This window comes from Vreelandella sp. 2A-K22, assembly GCF_054065485.1.
In genome coordinates, this window is the sequence record NZ_JBSUGC010000015.1 from 1 (window position 1) to 18,832 (window position 18,832).

The 18,832-nt window shown below is 53.5% G+C and carries 18 protein-coding genes and 1 rRNA gene; 13 read left to right on the forward strand and 6 right to left on the reverse strand.

Features of this window, described 5'->3' with window-relative positions; genetic code table 11:
- Positions 1-77, forward strand: a 5S ribosomal RNA gene (rrf, locus tag ACW17M_RS18935); the annotation flags it as partial.
- Positions 78-212: 135 nt separating this feature from the next.
- Here rrf and guaD read toward each other — a convergent pair.
- Genes guaD through xdhA form a run of 4 tightly spaced genes read right to left on the reverse strand, consistent with a single transcriptional unit; the run spans position 213 to position 6,288 of the window.
- Positions 213-1,529 carry a guanine deaminase gene (guaD, locus tag ACW17M_RS18940; RefSeq protein WP_457547942.1) on the reverse strand — a complete coding sequence of 439 codons (1,317 nt, stop codon included), beginning with the start codon at positions 1,527-1,529 and terminating at the stop codon, positions 213-215.
- Between the two features lies 1 nt (position 1,530).
- On the reverse strand, positions 1,531-2,415 hold the full coding sequence (gene xdhC, locus ACW17M_RS18945) for a xanthine dehydrogenase accessory protein XdhC (protein WP_457547943.1): 885 nt from the start codon (positions 2,413-2,415) through the stop codon (positions 1,531-1,533).
- Positions 2,412-4,835 (reverse strand): xanthine dehydrogenase molybdopterin binding subunit, encoded by a 2,424-nt coding sequence (xdhB, locus tag ACW17M_RS18950; RefSeq protein ID WP_342585066.1) that lies wholly within the window; start codon positions 4,833-4,835, stop codon positions 2,412-2,414. The genes xdhC and xdhB overlap by 4 nt, the downstream gene beginning before the upstream one ends.
- Positions 4,819-6,288, reverse strand: coding sequence for a xanthine dehydrogenase small subunit (xdhA, locus tag ACW17M_RS18955; protein ID WP_022523284.1), 1,470 nt, complete (start codon positions 6,286-6,288; stop codon positions 4,819-4,821). The genes xdhB and xdhA overlap by 17 nt, the downstream gene beginning before the upstream one ends.
- Before the next feature lie 239 nt (positions 6,289-6,527).
- Between xdhA and ACW17M_RS18960 the strand changes: the two genes are divergently transcribed.
- Positions 6,528-7,217, forward strand: coding sequence for a TetR family transcriptional regulator C-terminal domain-containing protein (locus tag ACW17M_RS18960; RefSeq protein WP_022523285.1), 690 nt, complete (start codon positions 6,528-6,530; stop codon positions 7,215-7,217).
- A 7-nt stretch (positions 7,218-7,224) separates the two neighbouring features.
- Positions 7,225-9,663 carry an ATP-dependent helicase HrpB gene (gene hrpB / locus ACW17M_RS18965; protein WP_457547944.1) on the forward strand — a complete coding sequence of 813 codons (2,439 nt, stop codon included), beginning with the start codon at positions 7,225-7,227 and terminating at the stop codon, positions 9,661-9,663.
- 27 nt (positions 9,664-9,690) lie between these two features.
- Here hrpB and ACW17M_RS18970 read toward each other — a convergent pair whose 3' ends face one another.
- Positions 9,691-9,903: a hypothetical protein gene (locus tag ACW17M_RS18970; protein WP_022523287.1), complete on the reverse strand. Its 213-nt coding sequence runs from the start codon at positions 9,901-9,903 to the stop codon at positions 9,691-9,693.
- A gap of 169 nt (positions 9,904-10,072) precedes the next feature.
- Here ACW17M_RS18970 and ACW17M_RS18975 point away from each other — a divergent pair, with 169 nt between their 5' ends.
- The 5 genes from ACW17M_RS18975 to ACW17M_RS18995 all read left to right on the forward strand — a co-directional run bounded on the left by ACW17M_RS18975 (position 10,073) and on the right by ACW17M_RS18995 (position 14,727).
- Positions 10,073-10,246, forward strand: a complete 174-nt coding sequence (locus ACW17M_RS18975; protein ID WP_081742603.1) for a DUF2970 domain-containing protein — start codon at positions 10,073-10,075, stop codon at positions 10,244-10,246.
- A gap of 127 nt (positions 10,247-10,373) precedes the next feature.
- Complete coding sequence (gene coxB, locus ACW17M_RS18980; RefSeq protein ID WP_457547945.1) at positions 10,374-11,486, forward strand: cytochrome c oxidase subunit II; 1,113 nt, start codon at positions 10,374-10,376, stop codon at positions 11,484-11,486.
- A 48-nt stretch (positions 11,487-11,534) separates the two neighbouring features.
- Positions 11,535-13,169, forward strand: coding sequence for a cytochrome c oxidase subunit I (gene ctaD, locus ACW17M_RS18985; protein WP_457547946.1), 1,635 nt, complete (start codon positions 11,535-11,537; stop codon positions 13,167-13,169).
- Positions 13,170-13,210: 41 nt separating this feature from the next.
- Positions 13,211-13,870: a cytochrome c oxidase assembly protein gene (locus ACW17M_RS18990; RefSeq protein WP_009287789.1), complete on the forward strand. Its 660-nt coding sequence runs from the start codon at positions 13,211-13,213 to the stop codon at positions 13,868-13,870.
- A complete protein-coding gene (locus ACW17M_RS18995) occupies positions 13,867-14,727 on the forward strand; it encodes a cytochrome c oxidase subunit 3 (protein WP_009287790.1) in 861 nt (286 codons plus the stop codon). The genes ACW17M_RS18990 and ACW17M_RS18995 overlap by 4 nt, the downstream gene beginning before the upstream one ends.
- Positions 14,728-14,732: 5 nt before the next feature.
- Here ACW17M_RS18995 and ACW17M_RS19000 read toward each other — a convergent pair whose 3' ends face one another.
- The gene (locus ACW17M_RS19000; protein WP_039859811.1) at positions 14,733-14,924 is read right to left on the reverse strand and encodes a DUF2909 domain-containing protein; all 192 of its coding nucleotides are present in this window, start codon (positions 14,922-14,924) and stop codon (positions 14,733-14,735) included.
- Between ACW17M_RS19000 and ACW17M_RS19005 the strand changes: the two genes are divergently transcribed.
- The 5 genes from ACW17M_RS19005 (at position 14,923) to ACW17M_RS19025 (ending at position 18,765) form a co-directional block, all read left to right on the forward strand.
- Positions 14,923-15,642, forward strand: coding sequence for an SURF1 family protein (locus ACW17M_RS19005; protein WP_039859812.1), 720 nt, complete (start codon positions 14,923-14,925; stop codon positions 15,640-15,642). The genes ACW17M_RS19000 and ACW17M_RS19005 overlap by 2 nt on opposite strands.
- 5 nt (positions 15,643-15,647) lie before the next feature.
- On the forward strand, positions 15,648-16,157 hold the full coding sequence (locus ACW17M_RS19010; RefSeq protein WP_027959588.1) for a hypothetical protein: 510 nt from the start codon (positions 15,648-15,650) through the stop codon (positions 16,155-16,157).
- 32 nt (positions 16,158-16,189) lie between these two features.
- Positions 16,190-17,242 (forward strand): COX15/CtaA family protein, encoded by a 1,053-nt coding sequence (locus ACW17M_RS19015; protein ID WP_009287793.1) that lies wholly within the window; start codon positions 16,190-16,192, stop codon positions 17,240-17,242.
- 14 nt (positions 17,243-17,256) lie between these two features.
- Positions 17,257-18,174, forward strand: a complete 918-nt coding sequence (cyoE, locus tag ACW17M_RS19020) for a heme o synthase (RefSeq protein WP_457547947.1) — start codon at positions 17,257-17,259, stop codon at positions 18,172-18,174.
- Positions 18,175-18,297: 123 nt separating this feature from the next.
- Positions 18,298-18,765, forward strand: coding sequence for a DUF2489 domain-containing protein (locus tag ACW17M_RS19025; RefSeq protein WP_457547948.1), 468 nt, complete (start codon positions 18,298-18,300; stop codon positions 18,763-18,765).
- Positions 18,766-18,832: the final 67 nt, after the last annotated feature.

An 18,832-nucleotide genomic window follows, 5' to 3' on the forward strand; every position in this document is an offset into this window, starting at 1 on the left:
CCGAACTCAGAAGTGAAACCGCTTAGCGCCGATGGTAGTGTGGGGTCTCCCCATGCGAGAGTAGGTCATCGTCAGGCACTTATTATGAAAAATCCCCCAGGGCTGATGCCTTGGGGGATTTTTTTTTGCGTGAGAGGTGAAGCGTGAGGCGTAAATCGTGAGTAGAAAATGATACACCTCACACCTCACACCTCACACCTCACACCTCACTTTTATACATCCCTTCGATGCTGGCACTGCCCGCCTGCCCAGGTTTCATAAATAGCGCGGTCGTCCGCCAGCATCATGAGTGCAAACAGCCGCTCACCAAGCGTGGTGCAGTGATTGATTCGTCGAGAGAGTAGCGATGTTGCCTGGGTGTCAATCACCACAAAGTCAGCCTCAAGGGTAGGCGCCAACTGACCGATGTGGCTATCCAACGAGAGAGCTTTTGCATTACCCATGGTTAAGCCATAAAAGCCCTGCCATGCGGTAAGGGGCTGTCCGCCTAGTTGACCCACTTGATAGGCCGCTTTAAGCGTTCCAAATCCTGATAAATCAGTGCCTGCGCCGATATCGCTGGCAAACGTATATGCCATGCCCGTCTGTTTGGCTGCTTCGCGGTCGAATAACCCGCTACCCAGAAAAAGATTGGAGCTGGGGCAAAAGGCAATATTGGCTCCTCGATCCGCCAAGCGTTTGCGCATGCCGTTATCGAGGTGAATACCATGAGCGAAGGTGCTGCGGGGCCCGACTAAGCCTGCCTCCTCATACACAGCCAAGTAGTCGCGGCTACCAGGGAAAAGTTCGGCTACCCAGTCTAACTCGCCACTGTTTTCAGCCAAGTGGGTCTGTAACCAAAGGCTAGGATCATTACGTAAGAGAGCGCCGGCAGCGTCCATTTGCGTCTTAGTTGAAGTCGGCGCAAAACGCGGTGTGACGCTATAGCCCAGGCGGTCATTGCCGTGCCAGTCTTCAATCAGTCGCTCGCTGTCAGCAATGCCAGATGCACCGTCCATCAGCGCCTCTGGCGCTTTACGATCCATCAATACCTTACCCACCAGCATGCGCAGCTGGCGTTTTTGGCAGGCGGTGAAAAATGCATCTACGGAGCCGGGGTGGCTAGAGCCGAATACCTGGGCAGTGGTAGTGCCCGCACGTAGCATTTCATCCAAAAAAGCATTAGACAGCGCTTCAGCATGGACATGATTAGCAAAGCGACACTCTTCAGGAAAGGTGTAGTCGTTTAGCCAGTCAAGCAGTTGGCGGCCATAAGAAGCCATGATATCCAGCTGCACATAGTGCACATGGGTATCGATAAACCCCGGCATAATCAGCTTGTCACGATAATCAAGAACGTCAGCCCCTTTGGGTAGCAAAGGTGAGAGTTCGGTGAAATGGCCGATGGCATGAATATGCTGGCCTTTCAACCAGAGCAGTCCGTCGCCGTAATGCTCTAAGCTGCCCGGTTCAGGTGTATTGCCATCGCCAGGGTCACGGGCAAAACTAATCAATTCAGCACGAATGAACGTATCGGTAGAAGAAGTCATGTCAACTCGGGGTCGTCGGAGAATCGGTCATTAGCGTTCGCACTGCCTGGGGGGCAAGGCCACGGTTTTCTTGCAAAGAGGGCGTGTCCGTTAGCCAAAGCAGTTCAGCCACCACCGTTAAAGCAATCGCATAGGGCGTTTTATTACTCAGCTTAGTGGCGTGGATGTGGCCGATGGGGCATCGCACCTGCGCAATTTGATCGGCGGAGTAACCATCGCGCTTAAGGCGTCCTTCAAAGCTTGCCCATTTGCTGTCAGAACCAATTAGCCCAATCGACGCGATGTCATCGCGCGCGATCAGCGCTTTGATCAGCGCATAGTCTTCGTCATGGTTGTGCGTCAATACCAGTGCGTGGCTATCAGCAGGTAAGGCGGCAACACTTTGCTGTGCATCTTGGAGTGAATAACAGCTAAGTCGCGGCTGCTGCTGATGCTGGTGGTACTGCTCGGCAAACGCATCGCTTCGGCTATCGTACCAGTGTAATTGCCAGGGAAGCGGCGCACTTAGCTTTACCAGTTGCTGCCCTACGTGCCCTGCACCAAAGATCGCTATGTGCGTTGTAGTGCCTGGAAAGGCTTCCAATAGGATATTAACGAACCCACCACAGCACTGGCCGCTTCGTCCGCCCAAAGAGAAGGCTTCCAAACTGAGGCCATAGCGTTTTTCTGTCAAACAGGCACGTGCAGCGGTAATGGTTTGCCACTCAAAGGTACCCCCGCCTAGCGTATCGAAGATCGCATCGTCGGTGATCACCATGCGTGCGCCAGGCTCCCGGGGAGTGGAGCCTGCGCTGGTTACCTGAGTGGCTAATACATGCGGTATGCCGTCGCGCTGTAAGCGGTGTAGCGCCGCATGCCAGCTTTCTGGGTTTTGACTAGAACTCACAGCACTTTCTTCCTGATAGCGTTGGCTGCCAGCACGACCCGCTCTGGTGTGGCCGGTGTATCTAAGTGAGGAGAGATGGCGTAACCAGTAAGGCTCGATAGCGCATCGCGTAGCGCTGACCACACACTGATACCGAGCATTAAAGGGGGCTCACCGACTGCTTTTGAACGGTAGAGACTGGCCATGGAGTTGGGATGGCCTTCCATTAGCGCGACATTGAAGACGGGCGGTAGGTCGCCAAAGGTAGGGATTTTATAGGTCGCCGGGCCATCGCTGACAAGCACGCCTTTGTCGTTCCACTTAAGCTCTTCACTGGTCAACCAGCCCATTCCTTGAATAAAACCGCCCTCCACCTGACCAATATCAATGGCTGGGTTTAGTGAGTCTCCCACGTCGTGCAAGATATCGACACGATCGACCTGATACTCCCCACTCAAGGTATCCACGCTTACTTCTGCCACTGCCGCGCCAAATGCGTAGTAGTAGAAGGGCCGACCTTGACCAACTGAACGATCATAGTGAATAAGCGGTGTGGCGTAGAAGCCTTTTTCAGATAGCGATATGCGATTGAGGTAGGCTGTTTGCACCAACTCACCCCAAGGTATGCGGCGCTCGCTTTCGCTGAACCCGGCCACTAGCATGCCATCTTCCAGGCGCATCCCTTCGCGATCCAAGCCCTCTGAATAGTGCTCGGCGGCAAAATCAAACAGGCGTTCTCGCAGTTTACTGGCGGCATCCCGCGCGGCCATACCGTTTAAGTCAGCACCGCTAGAGGCAGCGGTAGGGGAGGTATTGGGGACTTTATCGGTTCGCGTAGCGGTAATGCGTACCTTCTCCAGATCCAGGCCCAGCTCCCGAGCCACTACCTGACAAATTTTAGTATGTAGCCCTTGGCCCATCTCGGTACCGCCGTGATTGATCATCACGCTGCCGTCAGTGTAAACATGCAGAAGAGCACCCGCCTGATTAAGGTGCTGGGCGGTAAACGAAATGCCAAATTTAACCGGGGTAAGTGCCAGTCCTTTTTTAATGATAGGGCTGGTGGCGTTGAAGTCACTGACCGCTTTGCGCCGTGTCCAGTAATCGCTGTCGCTTTCGAGGGTTTCAACGAGCGTATGTAGGAGTTGTCGCTGGTCGACCTGCTGGCCGTAATGGGTCACCTCGCGGCCATCGCGGTAGAAGTTGCGCTTACGTACGGTCAGTGGATCTTCGCCAATCTGGCGGGCAATATCATCCATGGCCGCTTCGATAATCATCATCCCTTGGGGGCCACCGAAGCCCCGGAATGCGGTATTAGAGGCGGTATGGGTTTTTGCTCGATGACCGACTACCTGAGCGTCCCCCAGCGAGTAGGCGTTGTCGGCGTGGAACATAGCGCGATCAACGATAGCGTCGGAAAGATCCGGCGAGTAGCCGCAGTCACCGATCACCGTAATCTCACCACCCTGAATAACGCCCTCAGCATCAATGGCGAGTCGATAGCGGTTATGGAAAGGGTGGCGTTTACCCGTGGCGCGCATATCTTCACTGCGCGGTAAGCGGAGTCGCACCGTCTTGCCTGTGCGGTGGGCAATAATCGCGGCTATACACGCCCAGGGGGAGGCCTGAGTCTCTTTGCCACCAAAGCCACCACCCATACGGCGCACTTCTACGGTCACGGCATGAAAAGGAATATCGAGCACCTCCGCCACCAGCTTCTGGGTTTCGCTGGGGTGCTGGTTGGAGGTATGGACGACAACGCCCTCATCCTCGGTGGGGTGAACCACGCAGGCCTGGCCTTCCAGATAGAAGTGCTCTTGGCCACCGACGAATAGCTCACCCTCAATCAGTTGTTCCGCTTGATCAAGCGCCTGCTGCCAATCACCACGGGTCTGCACATGAGTCGGGCGCACAAACTCCTCACGCTCCGTTGCGGCCACCGGATCTAAACTGGCAGGTTGCTCGTCTATGCTAATGGCGGCTAGCTTGACGGCACGACGTGCGGCCTGCAGCGACGTTGCGGCAACGGCGAAGAGGCATTGGCCTGCGTAGCTGATCGCTTGATCGACAAAAATGGGATCGCCCGGAAAGACCGGCCCGATATCGGTATGCCCTGGAACTTCATGAAAGGTAATCACATCGACTACCCCTGGTGCCTCTTTCACCTTGCTGAGATCAAGCTGCGTTAAGGTGCCGTGGGCGACGGGCGATAGGCCAAGCGCCACATGCAGGGCATCTGCGGGGAGTACCAAGTCGTCAATATAAGCGGCCTTGCCGGTGACGTGCTTTTCAGCACTTTCGTGAAAACTTGCGCTTCCCGCCTGTCGCTGGTCATTACTGTCCACCGTATGACGTGCCAAGGGCCCTGAGCCTTGGATGTGGTCGTGTAGTTCACGGCGAGCACGGCTGCTATCGCCGTCCAGTTTAGTGAGCGTACGCATGGAGCATCACCTCGTGGTCGGGCGCTAAGAGAGAAAGATAGAGACGTTCAAGCAGGTTCTTGGCAGCTTGCCGGCGATAATGCTGACTGCCCCGCACATCACTCATGGGCTGGAAGTCGTCATCAAGTGCCTGCTGAGCGGCGCGAAAAGCTTCCACGCTGATGGTGCACCCTTCCAGCGCAGCTTCGGCAGCTTGTGCGCGCTTGGGAATAGCGGCCATTCCCCCAAAAGCGATGCGTACATCGTGCAAGGTGCCTTGTTCAATGCGGTAGCTAAAGGCACCGAGTAGCGCAGAGATATCATCTTCGCGACGCTTGGATAACTTCCAAACGCGTAATTGACTGTCCTCAACCGGCTGCGGAATGAAAATCCGCGAAACGACTTCATCAGCCGCTAAAGCGGTCTTTTTGTAATCGAGGAAGAAATCCTCCAGCGCTAAGCAACGCTTGCCGTTTGTGCTGGCAAGTTCCACCTGAGCTCCCAAGGCAAGTAGCACGGGTGGCGTATCACCAATAGGTGAGGCATTGGCGATATTGCCACCCAGCGTTCCCCGATTACGAATTTGCTGGGAGCCAAGCCGGTGCAGCAGGTGAGCAAACGCAGGAAAGTGCTTTTCAAATAGCGGTTCGAGCTGGGTATAGGTAACCCCGGCGCCTATCCACCAGCCGGTTTGATGTCCATGGGTAGCCTCTTCAACCGTCAATAGCTCGGCAACCCGGGAAACGTCAATCAACTGATCAAGCGGCGCCAAGCGCTGAGTGATCTCCAACCAAAGATCAGTACCGCCTGCCACCAAGCGCGCCTGGGGAGTTGCGCGACGCAATTGCGTTAGCTCTTCCAAAGACGCTGGCTGAGCAAAAAATGGCGCAGTTCCTGCCGAATCGGCGGTCTGAGTGTCGCTTTCTGACGCTGGCAACGTCGCGTCGAACCACTGAGGGCGCTCATAGGGCGTATCATTCATACGCAGCGCCGCATCGCGGATAGGACGATAGCCGGTGCAGCGGCACAAATTACCGCCCAGAGCGGCTTCTAGGCGTTCAGGTGATAGTTCTTGTAAAAGGGGAGTAGGGCGTTGAGTAAGATCGCTATGCAAGGTGAAAAGTGACATAACTATACCTGGCGTACAAAAACCACACTGACTGCCATGGCATTCGATCATCGCTTCCTGGGCTGGGTGTAGGCGACCTTTTTCCGATAACCCTTCAACGGTGACCAAGTGCCTGCCCTGTAGCTGGTGAGCGGGCGTAATACAGGCGTTAGCGCTGGTAAACTTTTGGCTACCAGCCGTTGACTCGCCAATCGCCACGGTGCAGGCGCCACAGTCACCGGAAGCGCAGCCCTCTTTGGTGCCCGTTAGGGCCAAATGCTCGCGCAGTAGCGTTAAAATACTGGCGTCGGGTGAAACGTTACACCGCTGAGGGGTACCATTGAGCAGGAACGTCATCGTTGCCATGCCGAACTCCACTGTTATTGTATAGACCGGAATTTTTTTGACCGATCGGTCAATATAGGTTGAGCTTGGGACAAAACGCCCTACCTTGCAAGTATTTGCTCACTGCACAGGAGTGGGGCAAGCTGGTGTGAAATGCTAACTTTTGGGGCAGTCCAGTCTATCTTCTCACCCAGCTAAGCATTCATGTGTAATTAAACATTCAAGCTAACAATCACTCACGCTATTGGGGAATACTGTTAATGACCGCCGTCTCTGCCACTCATGAAAGCCCTAGCCGGGAAAGAATAGAAACAAGTATTCTGGTGGCCGCTGAGGAGGTGTTCTCTCAGCACGGCTACCGCGGGGCGAGCTTGCAAATGATCGCTGATCGAGTCGGTCTCCCCAAAGCCAATATTTTGTACTACATGGGCAGTAAGCAAGCGCTTTATGTGCGACTGCTTAACCGCATGATGCGCCGCTGGAACGAAGTGCTTGAAGACATTACTCCTGATAGTGATCCCGCGACGGTACTCAGTGACTTTATTCGCACTAAAATGGTGCTGGGGCAGCGCTATCCCGAAGGCTCAAAACTTTTTGCGGCGGAAATTTTAGCCGGTGCTCCCTTCTTAAGTGATTATCTGGGCGGCGAGTTACGCGATTGGGTCTCCTCTCGTGCCGCGATCATTCGCCAGTGGTCAGCCCAGGGAAAAATGGATGCTGTCGATCCGCGCTGGCTTATTTTCCTGATTTGGTCTGCCACCCAGCACTACACTGAATATAGTGCCCAGGTCAGCGGTATTCTAGGCCGCGATGCGTTAACCGAGGATGACCTTGAATCCATCTCCAGCTTTCTTGAGCACGTTATTCTAAAAGGCTGCGGCGTTACTTCACCCGCGCCCAATAATTCTGCACCTAAAAGCAGTGCAGACGCTCACAGTGTGGAAAAGTGATCTTCACATGAGCGCTTTACCTATTGATCAGTATCTTGATCCGCTTAAAACTATCTTGACTACCCATAATCGGCTGATGCTGATTGCCCAGCCGGGGGCGGGTAAAACCACCCGTGTGCCGCTCTGTTTACTTGAAGAAGAGTGGGTCAAAGGGCAAAAACTACTGTTACTTGAGCCTCGTCGTGTAGCTGCGCGTTTGGCAGCCAGCTTTATGGCCCGGCAATTGGGTGAAGACGTTGGCCAAACGGTGGGGTATCGCATGCGCGGTGATAGCTGTGTGAGCGCGCAAACCCGCTTGGAAGTAGTCACCCAGGGCGTACTCACTCGCATGCTGCAAGATGACCCGCTGTTAGAAGGCGTTGCCGGGATCATTTTTGATGAGTTCCATGAACGCAGTTTAGAATCTGATGTGGGATTGGCGCTAACGCTGGATGTGCAGACCAGTATTCGCGATGATTTGCGCCTACTGGTGATGTCGGCAACCTTGGATGTCGAAGCGCTCAAGCGGGTGTTGGGCGAGCAAGTACCTGTTATTGAGTGCCATGGGCGTCAGTATCCTGTGGCGACGGCTTATCGTCCTTCCCTGAGTGGTGAGGAGAGCATTAGCCACGCAATTCGGGTGGTCGAGGAAGCGCTCTCACTGCCTGGTACGCAAGGCATACTGGTAATCTTGCCCGGTGTCGCCGAAATTAATCGCTTGGTTCAGGCGCTGGAAAAAACGCTGCCCCATCTGGCGATTCGGCCGCTGCACGGCAGAATGAGTATTGCTGAACAGCAGGCAGCCTTGGCGGCGAATACATCGAAACAGCGCATTATCGTCTCCACCGCCATCACCGAATCGAGCATTACCGTGGATGGTGTGAATGTGGTGATTGACGGTGGCCTGGAGCGGGTGCCACTTTTTCAGCCGCGTACCGGGCTAACCCGTTTAACGACCCGGCGGATCAATCGCGCCAGTGCCGATCAGCGTCGGGGGCGTGCAGGGCGTCAGCGGGAAGGCCGTTGTTTTCGGCTCTGGGCCCAGGAGCAGCCGTTGGCGCCTTATGGTGAGCCTGAAATTCAGCAAGCGGATCTCTCATCACTAGTGCTCGAACTGGCGTGCTGGGGCGTCGCATCACCCCAAGCGCTAAGCTGGGTAACATCGCCGCCGGAGGGTGCCTGGCGCAGTGGCCAATCGCTGCTCGAGCAATTAGGCGTGTTAGATCACGAGCACAGGCTTACCCCTCTAGGTAGCCGCTGTGCCAAGTGGCCAGTTGAACCGAGAATTGCCGTGATGCTAGAGCGGGCTTCAGACTTCAATGCTATGTCTCTAGCCTGTGGGGTAGCGGCGCTCCTTGAAGAGCGCGACAGCAACGAGCGATCCCTGCACGATGCGTTAGCACTGCGTCTGCGTCAGCCTAAACGCTTCCCCAGTTGGCAGCGTGAAGCACTTAGGCTGGCTAAACGAGCAGGAGTGGCGCTTAATGACGCCGTGCTAGTGCCGCTTGGGCCACTCTTAGCGCTGGCGTACCCTGAGCGCCTTGGCCAGTCAATTGAGCCGGGTAAGTTTCGGCTTGCCAATGGCAAAACCGCTACGCTGCCGTTAAACGATACGTTGGCGCATCAAGCCTACGTTGTTGCTGTCGCATTAAATAGTGCGGCTGGTGATCAGGCGCGGATCATCTCAGGCGAACCGCTATCACTTGAGTCGCTGCTTTCGCTATATCCTGATATTCGCCAATGGCAGCCACGAGTGGCGTGGTCGCAAGAACAGGGCCGTTTAATCGGTGAAGAGGTACAAGCACACGGCAGCCTCGTCATTGCCAAACGACCTTTAGCACACTTACCCGAGGAGGCGGTGAAAGGGGCGCTATTGAATGCACTACGCCAGCGGCCCGAGCAGTTATTTGGCGATAATTTACAGCAGTTGCGCGGGCGAATGGCGCTACTTCGCAAGTACCAGGGGGACGAGTGGCCCGACTGGTCCGAGCCAACGCTATTAGCCTCATTAGAGAGCTGGCTAGCCCCTTACCTAATCGGTATTAAACGGTTGAGCCAAATTGAGAAATTGCCGCTAGAGCGCTATTTGCTCAATTCACTGAACTGGGAAGCACAACGTGAATTTGCGCAGTTAGTCCCATTAGCGCTTGAGGTTCCTAGCGGCAAGCAGGTTGGCTTAGACTACCTGCCGTGTCTCTCCCAGCGGCCGCCTGTGTTAGCGTTGAAACTGCAAGAGGCCTTTGGCTGGCGGGTAACGCCCACCGTTGTCGATGGTGCCGTTGCCGTAATGATTCACCTGCTTTCTCCCGCGCGTCGGCCGTTGCAAGTCACCCAGGACTTGGTTAGCTTTTGGCAGAAGGGTTATCCTGAAGTACGCAAAGAGATGCGCGGTCGCTATCCAAAGCATCCCTGGCCTGAAGACCCACTGACAGCACCCGCCACTGCGCATACCAAGCGAAAGGCGTGACCGGTTTCGCTGCTTCGACTCCGATAATTACTCGCTGCGCTTTTCCGGGATTTCATCGGGAATGCGATAGCGCACGCCATCTACGCGTTCTTCCTCATAGCGTTGATTCTCTTCTTCAGGCACTACGCCGATGACGGTTTCCTTAGACCCATCCGGCCAAGTGTAAGTCGTGCAGCCTGCCAGCAGCAGTGGAATGATCAAAAACAGTGTGATGGGTAAGGCGAGGTGGCGCTTGAGCATAAGGCACTCCATTGGGTGGCGCTGATCCTGAGAATTGGCTGAGTATCTCACATTGAGAAACTATAAGTGGTCATTTACGTGGCTGTAAATGCTTATGTAGGTCTATGATAATAGTGGCTAACCCTTCAGCCTTAGACTGATACGAGAGCCAAAGAAAACCGGAGGTGGTATGTGGTCTGTAGTCAAGTCAGTGTTAGCAGCCCTACTAGGCGTTCAAAGTAATCAAAAGCGGGAAGAGGACTTTAGCAGTGGCAGGCCCGCAGCCTACCTCGTTACGGGGGTGGTGATCACGCTACTGTTCGTTTTGATGCTTGTTTTTTTGGCCATGTTTGCGGCCCGCTGAAAAGCGTTGATAGCGTTAAATAAGCAAAGCGTGACGAATCGCACATATTTTCTATACTGCTAATATCTAATTTCATCCTACCCTAATCTAACGATAAGAAATAACAACAATAAAACTGGAGGTCTCTATGCGTTCACGGTGGTGGCTAATGGCCGTATCCCTTGCTGCAAGTGGATCGCAGGCTCAAACGAACGGTTGGAACATGCCTGTCGGCGTTACCGATGTGAGTAGCGATATTTACGGCCTGCACATGACCATATTCTGGATATGTGTCGTGATTGGATTGGTGGTATTTGGGGCAATGTTCTACTCCCTGTTTCGCTATCGCCATTCCAAAGGTGCAAAGGCCGCCCACTTTCATGAGCACACTAGTGTGGAAGTGTTATGGACAGCTATCCCTATCTTGATCCTGGTAGGTATGGCGGTGCCCGCCACCGCAACTTTAAAAAACATGTATGACTCATCAGACGCAGAGCTGGATGTAATGATTACCGGCCAGCAGTGGCGTTGGCGCTATGAATACCTGGGGGAAGATGTGGCATTCACCTCCAATATGAGTACGCCGAGAACGCAAATCAGCGGAGAAGAAACTCGCGGAGAGCACTACCTATTAGAGGTTGATGAGCCGCTGGTGCTGCCGATAAACCGTAAAGTACGCTTTCTTATGACCTCTGATGACGTTATTCACTCTTGGTGGGTGCCGGATTTAGCGGTTAAGCAAGATACGATTCCCGGCTTTATTAATGAGAACTGGGTGAAGATCAATGAGCCGGGTATTTACCGCGGGCAGTGCGCTGAACTGTGTGGTATCAACCACGGCTTTATGCCTGTGGTGGTGCATGCTGTGGAGGAAGAAGAGTTTGATGGCTGGCTGGCTGAGCGTAAAGAGGCTGCTGAGCAGGAAGCCATGGGGGTTGACCGTGAATGGGCAATGGATGAACTAGTGGAGCGCGGCGAATCGGTGTATCAATCGATCTGCTCCTCTTGTCACCAGGCCGAAGGCCAAGGTTCTCCACCCGCCTTTCCCGCCTTGGCAAATAACGAACAGCTCATCAATGATGTGGATTGGCATCTAAATAAGGTGGTCAACGGTGTATCGGGTGCCGCTATGCCTGCTTTCCGCAGCACCTTAAACCCTGTTGAGATAGCGGCTGTGGTCACCTATACGCGTAACGCTTGGGGTAATGATACGGGTGATGTCGTGCAGCCCTCAGCAGTAGCTGAGTTAATTGCCCAGTGATGTTGGTTTGCCACTCAATCAGACAACAACAATATTTAGGAGAGACACATGGCGCCCAAACTACCTCCTCAGCCACCGCTGCAACATAGCACCACGGCCGTCGCCGATGGGCAGTCTCATGGTCATGCTGCACCGCCGAAAGGCATTTTTCGCTGGCTACTGACCACTAATCATAAAGAGATTGGCTCCCTTTATTTGATTTTTTCGCTGACGATGTTTTTCATCGGGGGGATATTCGCCCTCGTGGTTAGGGCGGAACTTTTCCAGCCCGGGCTGCAACTGGTTGAACCTGAATTTTTCAACCAGATGACCACCATGCATGGCTTGATCATGGTGTTTGGTGCGGTAATGCCTGCTTTTACCGGCTTAGCCAACTGGATGATACCGCTACAGATTGGCGCGCCAGATATGGCGTTACCTCGGTTGAATAACTTCAGTTTTTGGCTTCTTCCTGTTTCATTCACACTGCTACTTTCAACGCTATTCATGCCCGGCGGCGGCCCTAATTTTGGTTGGACGTTTTATGCACCGCTGTCAACGAATTTTGCTCCACCTTCGACAACCTTCTTTATTCTTGCGCTACATATTGCCGGTATTAGTTCCATTCTCGGTGCCATCAACATCATCGCGACCATTTTAAATATGCGTGCGCCTGGTATGCGTTTAATGGATATGCCGCTATTCGTATGGACATGGCTAATTACCGCTTTCCTATTAATTGCGGTAATGCCGGTGCTAGCGGGTGTTATCACGATGATGTTGATGGATATCAACTTTGGCACCAGCTTCTTTGACGCAGCAGGCGGTGGGGATCCAGTGTTGTTCCAGCATCTATTCTGGTTCTTTGGGCATCCCGAAGTATACATCATGATACTGCCCGCCTTTGGGATTGTCTCAGCGATCATCCCCACCTTCGCGCGTAAGCCTCTGTTTGGTTACGCCTCCATGGTGTACGCCACGGCGGCCATTGCGCTGCTGTCATTTTTAGTCTGGGCTCACCATATGTTTATAGTGGGCCTGCCTTTGGTGGCAGAGCTGTTCTTTATGTACTCCACCATGCTGATCGCTGTGCCAACCGGCGTGAAGGTATTTAACTGGGTAACCACACTGTTTCGTGGCTCGATTAGTTTTGAATCGCCGATGCTATTTGCTCTGGCCTTCGTGGTGCTGTTTACCATTGGTGGTTTTTCAGGACTTATGCTGGCAATCGCACCGGCAGATTTTCAGTATCACGATACCTACTTTGTCGTTGCCCACTTCCACTATGTGTTAGTCCCGGGGGCGATCTTTGCGATTATGGCGGGGGTCTATTACTGGCTGCCTAAATGGACCGGGCATTACCCTAATGAGAAGCTGGCCCAGTGGCACTTCTGGTTCTCGATTATTGGTGTCAATCTAACCTTCTTCCCCATGCACTTCGCAGGCTTGGCGGGAATGCCGCGGCGGATCCCTGACTACGCCCTTCAGTTTGCGGACTTTAATTTACTCTCAAGCATCGGTGCCTTCTTCTTTGGCGCATCTCAACTGCTCTTTGTATTGGGCGTCATACTGTGCGTGCGCGGTGGCAAAAAAGCGCCAGCAAAAGCCTGGGAGGGGGCCGAGGATTTAGAATGGACGGTGCCTAGTCCAGCACCACTGCATACGTTTGAAACGCCGCCAGTGTTTCATCGTACGTCCCACTAGCAATGACATAAAGCACATGGGTCACTGGCCTAAGAGGTGTTATGGATAGCCAAGAGCAGGCAAGGGTAGGTGTGCGCCGCACGGTTATTAGAACAATCGCCGTATTGATAGGCATGTTTGGCTTTGCCTTTGCACTAGTGCCGCTTTATGACGTTTTTTGTAGCATTACTGGTATTAACGGCAAGGTGGACGCCACTGCGAAGAGCGTCGTGCACGAAGAAGTCGATGAGTCGCGCTATATAAATGTGCAATTTATCACCCGCGGCAGCCCCGGCCTGCCGTGGCAAATGAGCGTTGAAATGCGCCAGATGAGTGTGCACCCCGGGCAAATGGCGGAAGTCGATTTTACCTTCACCAATAATAGCAGTAGCGAAAGCTGGGGGAGAGCAGTGCCCAGTGTGTCTCCCTCTACTGCCACGACGCATCTACGTAAAATCAGCTGTTTCTGCTTTCAGGAGCAGCAGTTGCAGGGTAATGAGCGGTTAACCATACCGTTGGTATTCCAGCTAGCGCGTGATCTGCCCGACGATATTAATACTATTACGCTGGTGTATACCCTCTACCCGATAGAGCATGTGATTCAAAATGCTGCATTGGATAATACGCTTAAGAGCAGCGCTAACAACGAGCTTATAAACGACCCTATAAACAATCTCAGTAACACGCCTAAAAACAATAAAGCGGCGGGAGAAGCGATATGAGCAGTGGTAGCTATTATGTTCCGGCGAGTAGCCGATGGCCTGTTCTCGGCTCGGTTGCCCTAGGCGCCATGATGGTCGGCACGGGCATTAAACTCGTTTATGACACCGGGTTACCGCTGGTGTTAATCGGTGTGGTAGGCATTCTTGCGGTGATGGGGCTCTGGTTCCGTGACGTCATTAGTGAGTCTCGGGGAGGGCTTTATGATGAGCAGATGGATCGCTCATTTCGTTGGGGGATGGGCTGGTTCATTTTTTCGGAAGTAATGTTTTTTGCCGCCTTTTTTGGCGCGCTGTTTTACGTACGCATGTTTGCTATTCCATGGTTAGGGGGAGAGGGGGCAAAAGGTGTTTCCGCATTACTATGGCCTGACTTTGTCGCCACTTGGCCGTTGTTGAATCCACCGGACTCATCCATTGCCGGCCCTGAACAAGTCTTTAGCCCGTGGCAACTGCCTCTCGTCAACACGCTGATTTTGATAACTTCCAGCATCACGCTCACCGTTGCTCACGAAGCTTTAAAAGTGGGTGACCGGAAGACTTGCCGCAACTGGCTAACGGGAACGGTGCTATTGGGTTGCTGCTTTATCATGATCCAGGGTGTCGAATACTACGAGGCCTACGCCCATTATGGCATTACCTTGGAAGCCGGAATTTTCGGGGCAACATTCTTTATTTTGACCGGCTTTCATGGTGTGCACGTGATTATTGGCACGCTGATTTTAGCCGCCATGCTGGTACGCATTATCAAGGGCCACTTTGGCGGCGAAAACCATTTTGGTTTTGAAGCCTCTTGCTGGTATTGGCACTTTGTTGATGTGGTGTGGGTTGGGCTGTTTATTTTTGTCTACGTCTTATAGCCACATTAGCCTAACTGGCCCGACCAATAACCGAAAATAATAAGGGCCATGAGCAGACAGGCTAATCCAATTCTCCATTTGAGAGAGAGTAGTAGGCGGCGGGAAGAGGCGTTATCTCGAATCAGGAAAACGGCGCCCATGGCCAAGCTGATAACCATCGCAATAAACACGGCGGCAATGAGTAGTTGTAACCACATGATGAATCCCTCTCGGCAATGGCGTTTTTATAGTTGGTGTCTGTTTTGGAGTTTGCTGGTGGCGTTAGGTATTAGTTTAGGACTATGGCAGTGGGAACGGGCAGATGACAAGCGGTTGGCCATCGCCGTTCGCGATGCAGCCCCTACCTTAGTGCAGCCTACCGAGCAGCCAGCGCAAGGCGCCCAGGTAACGTTGCGTGGGCAGTATTTGGCGGAGCAAACGCTCTATTTGGATAATCGCGTTGTAGACGGAAGAGTGGGGGTGGCCGTACTAACCCCGCTGCGTGATAGTTTCGGGCAGCTTTGGCTGGTACAGCGTGGCTTTTTAGCCACCGGGCCGCGTCGCGAAACGCCGCAGACAACCACACCCAGCGGTACGGTCGAAGTGATTGGCGAGTGGCAGGAGGTACAGTCTGGCGGGCCGCTATATGGGGAAAATAGAGAAGGGGCAAGGCTGCAGCAGCTTAGCCTTGAACCCTGGCACGCTTCGCTAGGCGCGTTTAGTTACCCAGGCTGGTTGCACGCCAGCGAAGGCGATGGGGTCTTAATCCCATGGTGGGAAGCCAATGTGATGCCGCCCAGTCGGCATATGGGCTATGCCTTTCAATGGTGGGGGCTGGCACTGGCGGCCTTGATGGTGATGTTTATTGGCGGATATAAACTGCGTCGCGATGGCGCTGATAAAAAAGCTTTAGTTAATAAAAATAAACAGAGGTGAAAAGTATGCAGGACGCCAGACATATTCGCCGTCAGCGGCTCAAGTTAATCCTTATTTTTGTCGTTTTTGCGGCGCCCATGGTCGCTGCTTGGGGAATGGTCGAGTTACGCATCGGTATTCCCGATCGCCATACTGCTCACGGAAATGTGGAGCTGGAATTGCCCATGCTTGACGAGTGGCCTTTAACAATAGCTGCGGTCAATAGCCAAGAGGAGTGGGTCTTGGCCTTTGACTGCTCTCAGCAGTGTGAGCAGCGTAAGGATGAGTTTTGGCGTTTACACCGTGCTTTAGGGCGCGAAGCGCCGAGGTTAACTCGCTTACGGATTGGTGGGGATCCCGAATCGCTGCCAGGAGAAATGACCAGCGAATGGCAGCACTTACCTCCGTGGCGTCAAGCCAACTCGGCTTGGCTGCTTGATCCAATGGGGCGACCAGCACTGGCCTTTGAGGCCAACGTAGCCACTGAGGATGTGCTCGAGGATATCCAGCATCTACTTAAAGTGAATCCTCAATAAAGCGCGCTAGCCTCTGCTGTTAAGGAAACGCCATGCACGATTCATTTGAGCGCCGCTTGCGCTGGTTAGTGCGATTAACGCTGGTAGGTACTCTATTTACTGCCGTAGTGATGCTGGTAGGCGCCTGGACGCGTTTAGTCGATGCTGGTTTAGGCTGCCCTGACTGGCCGGGTTGCTACGGCAAGCTATTAGTTCCTGATAATGATCTTGCCACGCTTCATCATCCCGATGTCCCGTTGGAGCCCTTTAAAGCGTGGGTAGAAATGGTACATCGCTATATCGCGACGCTGCTGGGATTGGTGATCGTTAGCGTTGTAGCCTTGGGCTGGCCGTTGCGTCATCGTCGCGATTACCCATGGCACCTAAGCTTGATGCTGCTGGTGGTTATTTTGCTCCAGGGCGCCTTTGGTGCCTTCACCGTTACGCTCAAGTTATGGCCTCAAGTCGTTACCCTTCACCTCCTGGGCGGGTTGAGTGTGCTGCTGCTGCTCTTTTGGCTGCATCTTCGCTTACGCCTCGCTGTGGCGCCAAAGCCAACAAGTGAGCCTCGGCGAGTGAATGCGTGGTGGGGTATTGCGGCATGTTTGCTGGTAGTGCAATTGGCTCTAGGTGGGTGGGTGTCCAGCAATTATGCCGGTATTGCCTGCCAAGGTTTTCCTACTTGTAATGGCCAGTGGATGCCCGCGATGGATATCAGCGAGGGCTTCCATCTTACCCAGACCGTGGGGCCCAATTACCTACATGGGCATTTACATGCCGATGCACGTACCGCGATTCAAGTGGTACATCGCCTGGGGGCATTGTTGCTTGGTGTCGGGCTAATAGTGCTCTGGTGGCGTTATCGACAGTGGCAGAATGTGGTAAGGCCGCTAGCGATTGTCGTCGGTTTGTATGTGCTGCAGGCTGCATTGGGGGTGGCCAATGTGGTGCTTTGGTTGCCGCTTTGGCTGGCGCTACTGCACACAGCGGGCGCCATTGCGTTGGCCGTTGGGCTCGTTTGGGCCTGGTGGCGTTGGCGCTATCATGAGGCTGGCGTTTACTCAACGACGACTCATTCACCTTATAACAACGTTATCGTTCAATAAAAGGGAAGCATGCCATGCGAAATATAACAATGACGCTACCCACGGCAGTGCCTTCTATGGTGTGGGGCTGGAAAGAGCTCCTTGGTCTGTGCAAGATGAAAGTTGTTGCCGTTATGTTGGTGTGTGCTGCCGTAGGAATGGCGTTAGCAACCCCGGGCCTACCACCATTGACGAACGTAGTCCTTGGGCTAGCCGGTATCGGCTTGGCCTCTTGCGGTGCGGCGGCTTTTAACCATGTCATCGACCGCCACTTGGACGCGGTAATGACACGAACGTCTCGTCGTCCTTTGGCAAGTAAACGTCTACCCGTGGCAATCGCTCTAGGTTGGGCGTGCTTGCTTTCAGTCGCAGGTGTTGCGCTATTGGTGTGGCAGGTTAACCATTTAACGGCTGCGCTAACCTTTGCCTCCCTAATTGGTTATGCGCTGATTTATACCGCTTTTTTAAAGCGGGCGACACCACAAAATATCGTCATTGGAGGCGTTGCTGGCGCTGCGCCGCCACTGCTGGGGTGGGTCGCTATTACTGGGCAAATTACCCCCGAGCCTTTGCTTTTAATGCTGATTATTTTTGCCTGGACGCCGCCCCATTTTTGGGCGTTGGCCATTCACAAGCGCGATGATTATGCCCGGGCTGGTATCCCCATGCTGCCCGTTACCCACGGCATTCCTTTTACGCGGCTGCAAATTTGGCTGTATGGGTGGTTAACGGTGTTAGCCACCTTACTGCCGGTGATGATAGGCATGAGCGGCGCGCTCTACCTAGTGGTCGTGCTGTGCCTGAATGCGCGCTTCATGGTGTGGAATTGGCGAGTGTGGCGTGGTCAGGATACTGCTGCTCCTATCGGCGCATTCTGGTTCTCAATTCGCTATTTATTAGGTGTTTTTGGGGCGCTATTACTTGATCACTACGCTGCGGCGCTTGCTTGGTGATCCAAACAAGAGTTGGACAGCTATGCAGTCAGAAGAGAAGCAAGCCTAGATGCTATTGGCAGAATAGTGGTATAAGGGTGTACAATTTTCGTCAAGCAATTTATCCGCTGAATGAGGAGTTTCATGAGCTCAACGGTAGCGCTGGTATTACTCGCCGTGGCGATTGCAGTCATTGTAGGGTTGTGTTTCTACGCATGGTTGTTACGCAAAGAGGTGAGTCGTCGAGAAGCTTATCGTCGCGATGAAGACGCTCGCGCCCAACAAAATAGCTTAGAAAACCTCGATTATGTAGCAAGCGCACTGGTTCAGGAGCAGGTCGATATTACCGAAGGCGCCTGGCGGTGCAAGGTGTTACTGGAAATCATTGATCCTAGTTTAACGGAACGAACTGAATTTAAGGCATTTGCCGAGCACTACAGCCGCACTCAACACCTGAATACCCATACCGCTCGTCAACAGTTGTCCCCCCGAGAGCGTATGCAGGAAGACAAAGAGCGGCTGATGGTAGAAAATGATATGCGCGATGCCGTATTGGAGGCAGCTCGGGCAGTGCTGAAATGGCGTGCCCAAGGCAGAAAAGCGCTGCATTAATGACAGGTTTTGAGCGGTTTAAACCGCCCAAAAGCATAGCAAGCTAATTTTTAGTGCCCATTGCGGC